This window comes from Microcoleus sp. MOSTC5 (genome assembly GCF_036701825.1).
Classification (GTDB): Bacteria; Cyanobacteriota; Cyanobacteriia; order Cyanobacteriales; family Microcoleaceae; genus Microcoleus; species Microcoleus asticus.
The window spans coordinates 90,407-104,706 of the sequence record NZ_JAUBRK010000006.1 but is presented as its reverse complement, the minus strand read 5'-3'; the positions used below and the strand labels follow the sequence as shown (position 1 = coordinate 104,706).

The following is a 14,300-nucleotide window of genomic DNA, read 5'->3' as shown; positions in this document are numbered from 1 at the left end:
TTGCTCAGACAATTGCGCCCAGATAATTGCACTGTAGGGGGTACGCGATATACAGGTTGGATTACCAACGTGTATTAAGCAACCAAATTGTTGAGTCGTTTTGGAAGCCAGTTAATGTCTGGCAATTTAACTAAATTTCGATCGCTCGCACTTCCCCACCCATAATCATTGATAGGAGTCGGGGAGTGCGGAAGTAAAAAAACAGATACAGCAACATTTGAGGGTATAATTTCTGAGATAGATTTGGTACTGTAAAAGCCTTAATGGTTGAGACATATACCGTATTTCTATCATTTATTTCCGGGCAAAAGATCGACTAACGACTAATTCCTTGAATTAGTAAATAGATATTATTCTTGCTTAGTCTTTCTAGAGTGTAGGAGGGCAAAAGTCCCAAGGACACGCTGAGGACGCCAGTTTTTCCGGGAGCGTCAGACAAAGGTTCTGTTGCGAAAGAATCCTCATCTACAATCAAAGATTGAGATGGGGTGCGTTCAACCGCTAGTTATGTCTCGTGGAATCCCTATGAGTAGCACTTCAGAAAAGTCATCTACATCTTCATCTTTACTGTCAGCTCAGACCCTAGTAATTGCGGGCATTGTCTGGGCTGTAATGGCACTGCTGTTCTTTTTGCTGTTCAGCGTCCCCTTCTCAGCAGAAGAGGGTTTACCTCTTTGGTACTCGATCGGCACTTATATTTTTGAATGCGGAGCATTCTTAGGAGCTACTTTAGTATGTTTTAGAAACTGGCAAAGCCCGCACATGGTCAGCGGGCGCAACGTCTGGCTGGGCATTGGTCTGGGGATGCTGTTCTATTTCATAGCCAACGTGCTGTTCGGGATTTGGGAACTCTATTTCGAGTTAGACCCGGACGTGTCTCCAGCAGATGCGTTTTATCTGGGAAGCTATGTGGTACTGATCGGGGGCATGGTTCTAGCTGTGACTTCCAAGCGCCTGAATCTAGAAATTTGGCAGTGGGGTTTGTTAGCGGGAATTGCAGCCTTCGGGATTGCTGTAGCTATCTGGGTTGCTGCACCTGACTCTTGGAGGGCACAGCTAGGAATGGCTCCCGCAACCACTCAGGAAGTAGCGACAGAATCTGCACCAACAACCGCGGCCACCGGAAGAGCGCCTGCTTTGGACAATTCGTCCAAGTTACAAGCAAAAGGAGCAGCAGCGACTGATGCTGAATCAGCACCCGCAGAAGAAGAAGAAGCAGCAGAAACCAAAGCTCCCGCATGGGTGATGGCACTTGACAAGCAACTGTCGCCTCACAAAAATGCAATCAATTTGTTTTACATCGTCGGGGACGTTTTTCTGCTGATTATTGCTACTGCACTGCTGCTGGCGTTTTGGGGAGGACGTTTTTCCCAATCGTGGAGGATGATTGCGGCTGCAACTTTTTCGCTTTACATCGCAGATATGTACTTTAAATGGCGCGATACTCAGGCTGAGGGTGCTTATCAAAGTGGCAGTTTGCTGGAAGTCTTTTTTGTTTTCAGCGGCATCCTGTTCGGGATTGGAGCTATCTTGGAACATGACATCTCAACCCGTTCTCGCCAGAACAGGCGCAGTCGTCGCGCAGCGTAGCGATTTGAGATTCGAGTTGCTTTGGCAAGCGATGGAGACGCGAAAGCTTTTTTGCCCTTGTCGGCATCTCCGATCTTGAAATCGAAGATGAAAAATCACAGTTCGCTGACTGCTAGCCTGCGTCTTTTCACGTCTTTTTGCTGGAAAACTTGGCATGACGCCTACAAAACTCTCCGATTCAGACAAACGGGAACTCATCAGGCTGTACCGACAGTCAAACGAGAATACTATCACTCTGGCAAAGCGCTACGGAGTGAGCAGTTCGACTGTGAGGCGCATCATTCAGGGGGCTTTGTCGGAGCCGGAATACGAATTTCTCGTTCAGCAAAAACAAAAGCGTTTGTCCGATCGCACAAATGTTTCTGAACCGACAGAGGCGACTACAGAGTCGTCGGCAGATCGCGAAACCGATCCTGTAGGTGTCCCCCTGTCGGAGTCAGTCCCAGTCCCGCAGTCAGCCTCAAATTCGAGACCGACGATCCGAAAGCGTTCGGGACCGGCCCCTGAACCAGTTGCAGAACTCGAATTTCGAGGAACTGTAGAGTCTGATTTGGATGTTTCTGATTTGCCAGATGCCCAGGCACCCAATCTTGGCGATCGTAGCCACCGCGCTGTTGTGACTGGTGAATTAAAGGCAATGCTGCCAGCAGAAGGGCTGCTGGCAGGTGAAGATTTTAGCGATTTTGAGGAAGATGAGGAGGAGGATGAGGAGGAGGATGAAGATGATTTAGATGATGACTTCGACGAAGATTTAGATGATGAAGACTCTCTGTTTGAAGGCAGTCTGCTGGGTTCAAGATCGTCGGGCGAGTCGATCGAGCTTCGGGCTACAGGGCTGATTCAAGTTTTGCCTTTAAGCGAAGCGTCTCTTCCCAAAATTTGTTATTTGGTGGTCGATCGGGCAGCGGAGTTAATCACCAGACCTCTAAAAGCTTTTGGCGAACTGGGTCAAATTCCGGCAGCGGAGATTCGCGAGAAAACCCTGGCAGTGTTTGACAATCACCGAGTGGCCCGCCGATTTGCTACTCGCAATCAAAGGGTTTTCAAGATTCCTGACAGCAGTATGCTGCAAAAAGCGGCGCCTTATTTGCTAGCTAAGGGAATTACTCGGTTGCTGATTGACGGTCAGGTATATTCCCTCGAAGGGATCAAATCTACTTAATATTGTACGGTGTCGGATTCTTCTGGATTTGCCTGAAATTTAGGACGCGAGTTTTGGGAATCTGAAAGGTTCCACAGCGGTTGCAGTAGCGCACCTCCGATCAGTCCTGCACTCATGCTGATTGCCAATACTATTCCTACTGGCATTTGTATCGATTTAAAAAAGATAAAGTTTAAGGATACTGGGGCGGCGTTCTGCACAGAGATAATGCCGATCGCGCTTGCTAAAATTGCTACTAAAAAACTAATGGCGAGCAGAGGAATTGTTTTCATAAACGGGTTTACAGGCTAATAATTTAACTTATATACTTGTTTTATAATCTAAATCTGTGTAAAAATTTTAGTTTTGCAAACAGCCCACTAGATAAAAGCATACAATAAGATTAGGAAAAAGTCAAGTAGATGCGGAAAAGATTGAGTATTTTTTATCAACTAAAAGTCAAACAAACATAAATAAATTTACACATACCAAACTTACACAAATCCAAGTGTATTGCAAATATATAACTGGCCCAGCATTATTGATGATGAATGTTCAGAGGCTTTATAAGATTTATAAAAAATATGTAAGGTGCGCATTGCGCACCTTACAATCTCAAGCGGTAGGAGAAAAACCCCGGGTTGGAATAGGTAGAAATTTAAACAGGTTCTAGCTGGGAAATTACCTTTTCCATGTATTGGGCAACTTGGGTTTCTTTTTCCACAGAATTTGTTTCCATGTAAACGCGCATTAAGGGTTCAGTTCCCGAAGGGCGCAGCAGTACCCAGCCGCCGTCTTCCAGATAAAGTTTAATCCCGTCTTTGCGGCCGATTTCCTTAACACCAATACCTGCTACTTCTGTGGGGGGATTCTTGGTAAAAGATTCCAAAACGGCTGCTTTGTGGGCGTCATCTAGGTGCAAGTCCAAGCGTTTGTTGTACAGGGGGCCGTCGGCTTCTTTAATGGCTTCTTCGACTAGCTGAGAAAGCGGTTTTCCTTCATAGGCGATCGCCTCGGCAACTAGCATATCAGCCAAAATCCCGTCTTTTTCGGGGATGTGACCCAAAACGCTCAAACCGCCAGACTCTTCGCCACCGATGAGCACCGCTGTTTCCCGCATTTTTTCGCCGATGTATTTAAAGCCGACTGCGGTTTCGTAGATTGTTAAACCGTACTTGGCGGCCAAATTGTCTAGCAAGTGAGTAGTTGCGACGGTACGGACGATCGCCCCAGTCAAGCCTTTATTCTTAACTAAGTGACGCGCCAGCAGCAACAGCACAGTATTTGGAGTCAAGACATTTCCCAACTCGTCAACAATACCAAAACGATCGCTGTCGCCATCCGTAGCCAAACCCAAATCCGCCGAATCCTTCTTAACAGCTTCCACCAACTCGACTAACTGTTCCCCCTTGGGCTCGGGCATTCCGCCGCCAAACAGCACGTCGCGGTAGGTGTGAAAACTTTCGACATCGCAGCCGCAGTGTTCCAAAACGCCGTCGAGATAGCCGCGAGAAGTCGAGTAGAGAGCGTCGTACTTCACCTTCAACTTAGCAGAGCGAATCCGCTCCACATCTATCAAAGTATAAAGAAACTTGAGATATTCGGGTTTCGGGTCAAAACTGGAGATTTTATCGTTGTGGCTGCCTTTGGCTGGGGCATCAGAAGCACCAGCAATATTGGCCACAATTGTATCAGTAATTTCCGGGGTTGCCGGGCCCGCGTAGTCGGGGATGTATTTGATGCCGCAGTAAGGTGCGGGATTGTGCGAAGCCGTGAACATCAGGGCTCCTGCGGAGTTTAGATGCTTGGCGCTGTAAGCAATGACTGGTGTGGGGCAATCTCGATCGACCACTTTCACCGTCCATCCCAAATCTGCCAATACTTCTGCCGCGGTGCGGGCGAACTCGTCTGCCAGAAAGCGGGTATCGTAGGAGACTAGAACTGGACGGTCTTTGGTGTAAGCGGTTTCTAGGTAACTGGCGATCGCCCGGGTGACTTTTCGCACGTTGGCAAAAGTAAAGTCATGGGCAATCAGTCCCCGCCACCCATCGGTTCCAAACTTAATTTCTGTTGAATTGCTGCTAGCGCTCATTTTATCCACTTCCTCTCGTCCTACTAATCCTACCCGAAGGCATAGCCTTAAAGAGCTAGTGGCCGTGCTGTTTTTGAGTAGCGATCGTCCGTGGGGCCCAATTAACCCCATCTTATGGCTATGGGGGCAAGCTCTCTCTTTAGGATGAGGACTCGAACCAGCCGGAGTTGATAATATTGAAGAGCGATCTGGCAAGCCTATCTAAATTCCGGTTTTGAAAGGTGGTTTGGCGATCGAATAAACGCTTCAATAAACGCCTATCAGTTGCGGGCGATTGGAAAAGCTAAAAAAAAGCTAAAAAAAAGCTAAAAAACCGCGATGGCAATGGCATTAACTAAACGCACATCAATTCTATTGTAATCTTAAATTTAATTATTTATTTATAAAAGCAGCTTGTTTTAGTTGTGACCGTTTCCTAACAAGCGCAAGGCTAAAAATAAATTTTTCATTTAGCTAGGGAAATAAATTAATCTAAATCACCGCTCGCTGGTGCTTTAGCATAGGTTATTTGAGAAACTAGGGCGATCGACCAAAGCGCTCCTCAACAAAGATCAAGTATTTCAAGCAGCAGTTTTTTTGAGGCAGACTTGACTTTAATTCTCAGGTTATAAGACCAATTAAATTTATTTATAGCCCTCTTTATAGGTCAACAAAATAAATTAAGGTCACGATCACAGGGTGAGGGTGATCGATCGCACAATAAATAGCGTTATTAACGTGCAGCTTGTAAAAAATGCAGGCATTAGAGCCAAATTGCTTAAATATATAAGCATAATGGTAGATGACTGTCAGCTTACAAATGCAGAAGATTGTAGTTAACAACGTTGTTAAAAATTAGGGGAATCGATCGGGTGCGACTTTATAAAAAAACGAGGTTTATCATGACGGGTATTTCCCAACTATCTTCAAAGTCTTTACCGACAGCAGACAAAATTGAACAGGGCGACAGTTTGGCGTCTAGGGATATTACCGGATCGGACACTCACAAACTCGCAGAGGCTAAAGGCGTCAGCGTTTCTTCCTTCGCAGTTAGCTGGGCAAAAAAATATTACAGTATAGTTGCGGCACGAGAAAACCAAGCGCCACGCCAAATTCCCCCAAGCCCAGAGTCAACCTATTTTGAGGGAAATCGAGCTAAAATAGTTGACAAATTGACAAATACCCTGAAATTAGCCAGCGAGATAGCTTGGAATAGAGTAGAAGCTCTTTTAGGGGAACAAATAGAGCGGCACGGGATCTATCCGAGCTTAATTAATCCTTTAGAAATTGTGGCAGACTCTCGCACCTTATATCGCAAAGCAATAGACGCTTACGCGGAGAGAGAACCTATTTTTCGCTTGTCAGTGCTGGTGGGAAAAGATATTATCCAAGTCAGGCGGAAATATTCACAGACCGATCCGTTAGTGCTGGCATTTGTGACGGTGGAGTTTCAATACACTAGCAAAATCTTGTTAGGATGTCTTTCGGAGTCAGAGCGATCGAAATTTGCACCCTACTTAAAAATTGTAGACGACTACCTGCACATTCCCTACGGAGAGATTAACGAGGCTGCGACGAATCACTCTCCAAATTCAAGAGCTCTATTAGCTGTTCAGCATTTGTGGCAGCATAAAACTGAGATTGCTAGTGCAGTGTACGAGCGCGCTAGTTTCCAGCATCAAGGATACCGCAGCAGCAGCGGGTATTTGACCGATCGAGAGATAAAAATTTCTGGTATCCGGGATGTCGAGATTTTTCAAAGCTATTTGTGCTGGTGCGTTTTGGAAGGTAGTATTCGCCCGGTACAGCAAGAATTGTTTCCCATTTGCGTGATGTTGTACCCCAAACTTCATGTAAGTTGGGAGTTAGTGCAGGATATGCTGCTGATTTTGTTTTGGGAAATATGCGATCGGCTTCCCGCTGAAGATTTAACGGTATTTGTACCTTACTTGCGTACTGTGACTGAGATGTTTTCGAGTGATGTGTTTGAAAATTAGGTAATTGGAAATTGGGAATTGGTAATTGCCTCAAAATTTACCAGTTGCCTATTTAAAACTAAAAGCTGCGACTGCCAAACATCCCCAACCGACAATAAAAGCAACTCCGCCCAGCGGCGTAATTGCACCCAGCCATTTGATGTCAGTCAAACTCAGGGCGTACAAACTGCCTGAAAAGATGATAGTGCCGGCAATAAAAGCCCATCCAGCCACGGCAAAAAAGGTTTGAGACTCTTGGGCGCGGCTCAAGAGTAAAGCGACGAGTAATAGAGCTAGGGCATGGTACATTTGATAGCGGGCGCCAGTCTCAAAAATTGCTAAAGCTCGATCGCTCAATTGATTTTTCAAAGCGTGGGAGGCGAAAGCACCGCCTGCAACGGATAAACCTCCGAATAAGGCTGCGGCTGCTATAAAAATGCGCATTAAAATTAGCGTTGACATAATATTTATTTAATTGGGAAGAAGGAAGAAGGAAGAAGGAAGAATGAAGAAGGAAGAATGAAGAATGAAGAAGGAAGAAGGAAGAATGAAGAATGAAGAAGGAAGAGGGAAGAATGAAGAAGGAAGAGGGAAGAAAGAAGAAAGAAGGAAGAGGGAAAAACATCTAATTTTTGATATCGAAGGTGCGCGGTGCGTGCCTTACTTGTCATTGCGAACGTCCGCGAAGCAATCGCAGAGTATGGAGGTTCACTGGCGTAACTCTGGAAAGGGAAGGTGCGCGGTGCGCACCCTAGGTTTACGATCAATTAGCTTTTTTGCAGATATTTTTAACCTATTTCCGCACAGCTTCCAGCAAGCGAGAATAATAAAAGCTAGTGCTATTCATGGCTGTTCTTTTAACAACAAAGCCGTTGCTTTCTAAGATTTTGATAATATCTGCTTCGCGGTGCTGGTAAGCGCGGGTAGTTTTGCTCGGGCCGGGGAAAAGTTCGCCAAATTTTTTGAGGGCGGTGAGTGCTAAAGTTTTGGGGGCAAAACTGATAATTAGTCGCGATTGGGCGATCGAACTTAGGTGAGCGATCATTTCCGCAGCCTTATTTTGAGGATAGTGGATCAGCACGTCCAAACATATTACTGTGTGGAAATTGCCGGTTAAAGCTTCCAAATCTTGGGCGGCGAAGGAGATGTTGTAGAGCTTGCCGGGAACTGCTGTCGATCGATCGTAGGCTTCTGCTACCATCTTTTCAGAAATATCGCTAGCGCAAACAATTGCCCCAGCCTCAGCCAGAGGAATGCTCAGAGATCCCACACCGCAGCCGGCATCGCAGACGGAAAGCCCGGGCAAATTGCCGTCAGCTTGCAGCCATTCGATGACTGTATCCACCGTTTTCTGGTGCCCGGTGCGGATGTCTAGCTGAACTTTATTGACTTTGCCATCGCCGTAAATTCGCTGCCAGCGATCGAATCCCGTCGAGTTAAAATACTGTCTAACTATAGTCTTGTCGTCTACCAAATTCATCGATCTGCCTGCTGCTGAGTTATTGCCAACGGTTAGATATTATATAGCAATCCGGTTCGGAAAACGCGCAACTGGCAACCATCGATCGATTTTAGATTGGCGATTTTAGATTTTAGATTAAAACCGCCAATCTAAAATCTAAAATCGATCTCGTAATACCAGTTCCCACATTCTTAATTCTTCAATCCTTTAATCTAAAATCTAAAATGGTGTAACGGGTTAAAAGAGTCGATGCCAAGCCAATTCCTTTGTCGCCCCATTTAAATTCCAGCGCAACAATTGAGTGGCCGATTTGCCAATAATTCCGGAAACTCCGATCGCACTTCTCGGAGATTCAGTTGCCAGCGCGATCGCACTTTCGGCGTCGCAAATCCCCCATTTCACCAAATTCTGCACTCCCGCCAACAGCGGCAGAGTTGTGCCTGCCAAAGTAGCAGATTCCAGGGGCGAGTGGTAATCTAATCTGACCCAAGCCGTACCTTTTCTGACTTCAATTTGTCGGGAATCCCAAGGATAAACACCCTCAGGCAAACCCAAAGGAGCCAAAGCATCGCTCACTAAAAAAACGCCTTTTTCATACCTACCAGCGCGCAGCAAAAAATCAATCATTGTCGGAGAAACGTGCTTGCCGTCAGCAATTAAACCGCATTTTACGCCCGGAGAAACGATCGCCGCTCCCAACAAACCCGGTTCTCGGTGGTGCAAACTCGGCATCGCATTAAAAGCGTGAGTTACCATTGAAGCTCCCCGAGCAAATGCTTGCTGGGCTTGCTCAGCCGTCGCTTGGGAGTGTCCGAGGCTGACGGCAATTCCCAAACTTTGCAAATAGGAAATGACTTCGCCCGTGCTGTCTAACTCCGGCGCTAAAGTAATTATTTTGACAATATCGGCACAATCTCCTAAAACTTGCTTGACATTTTCTATAGTTAGCGGTAATAAAAACTCAACTGGGTGAGCTCCTCGCTTCTGGGGGTTGAGAAAAGGGCCTTCGAGGTGAACACCGAGAATTTCCGCTGTTTTGGTTTTATTGATTGCCGGAGCAGCGGTTTGTACAGTGCGGATATAATCAGCTATCGTCGAGAGCGATCTCCGAAATTTATCGAGCGAAGTTGTTACCAAAGTCGGCAAAAAAGCATCGACTCCCTGATTCCACAAAAATTGACAAATTTTCGGCAAAATTTCAATTTGCTTGCTTTCTAAATCGGGGAAAGCAAAACCCAGGGCCCCGTTAATCTGCAAGTCAACACCGCCCAGAGAAAGCCAATCGCCTGCTACATCAATCACTTGCAAATCGGGAGGACAAATCCGTTTAAATACGGCGTCCATCGGCCAAACTTCTTGAATGATGCCCGTTTCGTCAACAGCAAGCATCTGCAAATCCTTGTAACCCGGGAGGCGAGCATTGAGAATATCTGTGGGGGCGGCAGTTGGGGTTGTGGCTTCAGTCATCCGATTTTAGATTTTAGATTTTAGATTTTAGATTTTAGATTGGCTCCGATGGATAAATCTGGAGGCTGCTTATGAGGATGCGGAGCTTTTTGCTTTCTGGATGGTGGCTTGTAACCAAATTGCTTTCGAGCCTGACTTTTGCTACAAAATATCTAAATTTGAGTTAACGCCATAATTTAAAATTACCATTAATCTGAAATCTAACATCTCAGCATTGCATGAATGAACCAACAGTTGGAATTATCATGGGTAGCGATTCGGATTTGCCAACCATGTCTGAAGCGATCGCAGTTTGCGAAGAGTTCAGCGTTGCTTGCTCCGTGGCAATCGTCTCCGCGCACCGCACCCCCTCGCGCATGGTGGAATACGCCCAAACCGCGCACCAACGGGGCTTGAAAGTCATTATCGCAGGTGCCGGGGGAGCGGCGCACCTCCCAGGCATGGTAGCATCTTTAACGCCCTTGCCAGTAATTGGGGTGCCTGTACCGAGCCGCCACCTGCAAGGGGTAGATTCGCTGTACTCGATCGTGCAAATGCCAGCCGGGATACCCGTAGCCACAGTGGGGATCGGCAACGCTAAGAATGCTGGCTTGCTGGCAGTTCAGATACTAGCAGCTCATCAGCCAGAATTGCTAGAGCGAGTCCTGAATTACCGCAAAACCTTGTCCGAATCTGTAATGAAAAAACAAAATCAGCTAGAACAGCTAGGCTATCAAAACTATCTCAATATGAACAAATAATCCATAAACTTTTGTAGTAAAATTGGAAAGTTTTCCGAATATTGCTGAGCTTACTAGCCGTAAAGAGGGTGAAAGTGATTAAAATGACTGTCGGAAAGAAAAAGTCGAAACAAGTCAGGCGGGAGTCTTTAAATTTGCCAGCAGCTAACTTTTTGACCAAAGTTAACAGGTTCAAGAAATTACAAAGGACGATCGCCCGCCTCAGTCCAAGTTGGCAAGCCTGCATACCTTTAGCTGCAATCATCGTCTTGGTGTGGGGATATGCCGCGGTAGCCCAAACAGCTCCCGCGCCAACCACCGAGGAACAATTAGCAAGCCTTAAGGTGGGCATGGATACCATGTGGGTCATGGTTGCTGCGATGCTAGTGTTCTTTATGAACGCCGGTTTCGGTATGTTGGAAACCGGTTTTTGCCGCCAAAAAAATGCAGTCAACGTGCTGTCAAAAAACTTGATTGTTTTTGCGCTTTCTACGATCGCATTTTGGGCGATCGGCTTTGCGTTAATGTTCAGCGACGGCAACGGTTTTATCGGCAGCAGCGGCGGATTTTTTCTGTGGAATGTAGCCGACAACAGCCCCGCCACAGGAGACGCTTATCAAGGCATTTTCGACTCGCTTAACTGGACGGGAGTCCCCCTCAACGCTAAATTCTTTTTCCAATTAGTTTTTGCGGGAACTGCTGCCACGATCGTTTCTGGAGCAGTTGCAGAGCGAGTTAAATTCATTGACTTCTTAATTTTCTGCTTGCTGCTAGTAGGCATTGCTTACCCAATTACCGGACACTGGATTTGGGGCGGAGGCTGGCTCGCAAAAGCCGGCTTCTGGGATTTTGCAGGTTCGACAGTGGTTCACTCGGTAGGCGGTTGGGCTGCTTTGATGGGAGCGGCATTTTTGGGGCCGCGGATCGGCAAGTACCGCGACGGCGATACTGTGGCGATGCCGGGACACAATATGAGCATTGCCACCTTGGGCTGTTTGATTCTGTGGTTGGGTTGGTTCGGGTTTAATCCCGGTTCGACAATGGCAGTCGATCCAAATGCGATCGCCCACATTGCGATCACCACCAACACCGGCGGCGCCTTCGGGGGAGTTGCTGCAACGATTACAGCTTGGCTGTACCTGGGCAAACCCGACCTTTCCATGATTATCAACGGCATCCTCGCCGGCTTAGTCGGCGTAACAGCTAGCTGCGCTTGGATCAACGTGCCCAACTCTGCCATAATCGGCACGATCGCCGGTATCCTGGTAGTTTTCGCAGTCACTTTCTTTGACAACTTGAAAATTGACGACCCTGTAGGGGCAACTTCAGTTCACTTAGTCTGCGGCATCTGGGGAACTCTGGCGGTTGGGCTGTTTGCGGACGGGCCTACAACTGGACTTTATACCGCAGGCCCGGCAGCCGGATTGCTCGTGGGCGGAGGTTTCGGTCAACTCTGGGCGCAGTTGGTCGGCATTATCTCTGTAGGCGGGATGACTGTGCTGCTGAGTACGATTTTTTGGATGGCACTCAAAGCTTTGCTGGGTATCCGCGTTTCTGCTTCAGAGGAGGCTGAAGGTTTGGATATCGGCGAACACGGGATGGAAGCTTACACCGGGTTTGTGAAGGAAACGAGCTTGGACAACAGAAGTGAGAGCAGCTACGGCGGTTATGCTGGGGGTTCTGGGGGGAGGACTACCAAACTGTAGAGCGTGCGAAGAGATCGCTCTATTCAGCTTTCGTGTCTTAAATTAGCTATTTATAAGCTAATTCACCCCTTTATTCAGAAAAACCAAAATCTGAAATAGCCGCCAACTTATGGCTGTCTATCGTTGTGCTCGCGTTTCAATCTTCAATGCGAACGCGGGCATATTTTTAATTGTTAGTTTACTTTTAATAGCTACATATAGCAGTTTTCGAGTGCCTGAGATCTGCGCCGATAATTAGTAATTGGTAATGGGGAAATGGGAATTGAGAATCTGTAACTGACGAGCGTTGCTGTTGTATTGGTTAGAGTTGATCGGCAATTGCTTTAAGTTCTTCAATGATGCGCTTATTCTTGGAATTCCTGCTGCCATAAATGCCGGCTGAGAACACGGTGATTATTTCTAGTACATCTTTAGCTAAATCCTCCTCACAGCTAGCATCTTCGGTTTGATTGATAATCACTACCTCTGTCCCAAAGTGTTCGCACAAATTAAAAATTAGTTCAGAACCAAATCTCAGCATTCTGTCTTTGTGAGTTAACACCAACCTTTCTACTTGATTGTCTGCGATCGCCCGAATTAGACGTTGTAAACCCCGCATACTGTAATTTACCCCAGAACCCACATCATCAATGATTTGGAATTGCCAGCCGTGAGATGCACAAAACAATTCCAAAACTTGTTTTTGTCTGTCTAAATCATCTTTTTGGTCGTGACTGCTAACCCGAGCGTAAGCAACCGTTAAAGCGCCGTTGGGTTTTAAGCCGAGAAGATGAGCTAGGTCATAGCGTCTGTGACCGTTAGCCGTGCGTTCCGGTATTAGCTTGCCTTCGGCTTCCCACCTGCGTAAGGTGGAAGCGCTCACACCTTTAATTTTGGCTGCTTCAGTTATAGTTAATTTTTTCATTTTTGGATTTTAGCATCAGAAATGAGTAAGTTCGATCAGTTTTAGATATATTTGTGTGGAGTGCTGCGGCTTTGACAAATCCGATTTCGGTGCAAGAAAGTTTGGTAGCCAGATTTTTTATGGTAAAGTAGTGCGAAAAAGCAAAGTTCTGCATCGCCGCCCTTGCCCAACACAGCACAGTGCTTGATTCTTACAAGAATTGAGGCTTTAATTGAGCGGTAAAATTTGATGCAGCAATGAGTGCAAATTATTCGGTGTGATGCCTGCAGATAGCTTGAGTTTATGGAGAAGTTTGGAGGAGGTAGCAGAAGTAGAACTCATAAATCCCTCTTAGGGATGGAAGTTAGCCGATCGAAAACTGTTCCGGTTTGGGCTTTGCTATCTTTGGTGACGAACGGTGTACTGATGCTCACAGTCGCTCAACTACTGCTGCGGGGACACAACTTGACAGAAAGCTTCCAGGCCAATGATGCGGTGACGGCAGAAAGCGCCCAGGAACAAATTGACCAATCGGTGACCTCTGCAAACGCAGTGCTAGACGTTCCCGTTCCAGGACCGCGACATAAATGGACTTACCAGCAGTGGGTGACGCAGTTGGGTCGCGAAGCTGAGGCGGCGGCGGAGAATCGACCCTCAAGACTGAGTGTTTTGGCTGGGGATTCTCTGAGTATGTGGTTTCCGACCAAGCTGTTACCAGTCGATCGAATTTGGCTGAATCAAGGGATTTCGGGTGAGACTTCCGTGGGTTTGCTGAAGCGGTTGCAGTTGTTCGATCGAACTGCGCCGGATACGGTGTTTGTGATGATCGGGATTAACGATTTGTTGCGGGGGGCCAGCGACGAAGGGATTTTGGACAACCAGCGGCAGATTATTCGCGATTTGCGGTGGGCTCACCCCAAAGCAGAAGTAGTTGTGCAGTCGATTTTGCCGCACAGCGGGGAACAAGCTACTTGGGAAAATCGCGATCGGCTGTTGGCAATTCCTAACAGTCGGATTCGGGCAATAAATCGGCGGCTGAAAGAAATTGCTAGTTCTGAAAATGTTTTGTATCTGGATTTGTACCCGCTGTTTGCGGATGCTGACGGCAATTTGCCAACCGAACTCAGCACAGACGGCTTGCACCTTAACGATCAAGGTTATCTGGTTTGGCGATCGGCCCTGCAACTGTTCGGTCAGATGCAGTTGAAAAATTAGTCATTAGTTAAAAAAAAGATGTACGAGGAAGTCATATTCTTCCCAACTCTCCCACTCTCCCCCTCCCACT

Annotated in this window: 12 protein-coding genes; 6 read left to right on the top strand and 6 right to left on the bottom strand. The window is 46.8% G+C overall.

The annotated features are described in order from the left end of the window. Positions 1–525 precede the first annotated feature (525 nt). Complete coding sequence (locus tag QUA54_RS04350) at positions 526–1,590, top strand: hypothetical protein (protein WP_333413519.1); 1,065 nt, start codon at positions 526–528, stop codon at positions 1,588–1,590. Positions 1,591–1,744: 154 nt separating this feature from the next. Beyond that, on the top strand, positions 1,745–2,752 hold the full coding sequence (locus QUA54_RS04345) for a hypothetical protein (RefSeq protein WP_333413518.1): 1,008 nt from the start codon (positions 1,745–1,747) through the stop codon (positions 2,750–2,752). On the opposite strand, the gene QUA54_RS04340 is transcribed toward QUA54_RS04345, so the two are convergent. Continuing rightward, positions 2,749–3,024, bottom strand: coding sequence for a lipopolysaccharide assembly protein LapA domain-containing protein (locus QUA54_RS04340; RefSeq protein WP_172190883.1), 276 nt, complete (start codon positions 3,022–3,024; stop codon positions 2,749–2,751). The genes QUA54_RS04345 and QUA54_RS04340 overlap by 4 nt on opposite strands. A 365-nt stretch (positions 3,025–3,389) precedes the next feature. Further along, positions 3,390–4,823 (bottom strand): phosphoglucomutase/phosphomannomutase family protein, encoded by a 1,434-nt coding sequence (locus QUA54_RS04335; protein ID WP_333197749.1) that lies wholly within the window; start codon positions 4,821–4,823, stop codon positions 3,390–3,392. A gap of 881 nt (positions 4,824–5,704) precedes the next feature. Here QUA54_RS04335 and QUA54_RS04330 point away from each other — a divergent pair. Beyond that, entirely contained in the window at positions 5,705–6,799 is a 1,095-nt protein-coding gene (locus QUA54_RS04330; protein ID WP_333413517.1) for a hypothetical protein, read from the top strand. A gap of 48 nt (positions 6,800–6,847) precedes the next feature. Here QUA54_RS04330 and QUA54_RS04325 read toward each other — a convergent pair whose 3' ends face one another. The 3 genes from QUA54_RS04325 to nagA all read right to left on the bottom strand — a co-directional run bounded on the left by QUA54_RS04325 (position 6,848) and on the right by nagA (position 9,707). Continuing rightward, the gene (locus tag QUA54_RS04325) at positions 6,848–7,240 is read right to left on the bottom strand and encodes a DUF423 domain-containing protein (RefSeq protein WP_333413516.1); all 393 of its coding nucleotides are present in this window, start codon (positions 7,238–7,240) and stop codon (positions 6,848–6,850) included. A 331-nt stretch (positions 7,241–7,571) separates the two neighbouring features. After that, positions 7,572–8,258 (bottom strand): magnesium protoporphyrin IX methyltransferase, encoded by a 687-nt coding sequence (gene bchM, locus QUA54_RS04320; RefSeq protein ID WP_333192757.1) that lies wholly within the window; start codon positions 8,256–8,258, stop codon positions 7,572–7,574. A 219-nt stretch (positions 8,259–8,477) separates the two neighbouring features. Then, positions 8,478–9,707: an N-acetylglucosamine-6-phosphate deacetylase gene (gene nagA / locus QUA54_RS04315; protein WP_333413515.1), complete on the bottom strand. Its 1,230-nt coding sequence runs from the start codon at positions 9,705–9,707 to the stop codon at positions 8,478–8,480. A 218-nt stretch (positions 9,708–9,925) separates the two neighbouring features. Between nagA and purE the strand changes: the two genes are divergently transcribed. Both purE and QUA54_RS04305 read left to right on the top strand, forming a co-directional pair. Beyond that, a complete protein-coding gene (gene purE, locus QUA54_RS04310) occupies positions 9,926–10,447 on the top strand; it encodes a 5-(carboxyamino)imidazole ribonucleotide mutase (RefSeq protein ID WP_333413514.1) in 522 nt (173 codons plus the stop codon). Between the two features lie 83 nt (positions 10,448–10,530). After that, positions 10,531–12,132 (top strand): ammonium transporter, encoded by a 1,602-nt coding sequence (locus QUA54_RS04305; RefSeq protein ID WP_333413513.1) that lies wholly within the window; start codon positions 10,531–10,533, stop codon positions 12,130–12,132. A 301-nt stretch (positions 12,133–12,433) separates the two neighbouring features. Here the strand turns inward: QUA54_RS04305 and QUA54_RS04300 are convergent, their stop codons facing one another. Then, on the bottom strand, positions 12,434–13,036 hold the full coding sequence (locus QUA54_RS04300; protein WP_333413512.1) for an IS607 family transposase: 603 nt from the start codon (positions 13,034–13,036) through the stop codon (positions 12,434–12,436). Positions 13,037–13,318: 282 nt separating this feature from the next. On the opposite strand from QUA54_RS04300, the gene QUA54_RS04295 reads away from it, so the two are divergent. After that, a complete protein-coding gene (locus QUA54_RS04295; protein ID WP_333413511.1) occupies positions 13,319–14,230 on the top strand; it encodes an SGNH/GDSL hydrolase family protein in 912 nt (303 codons plus the stop codon). Positions 14,231–14,300 lie beyond the last annotated feature (70 nt).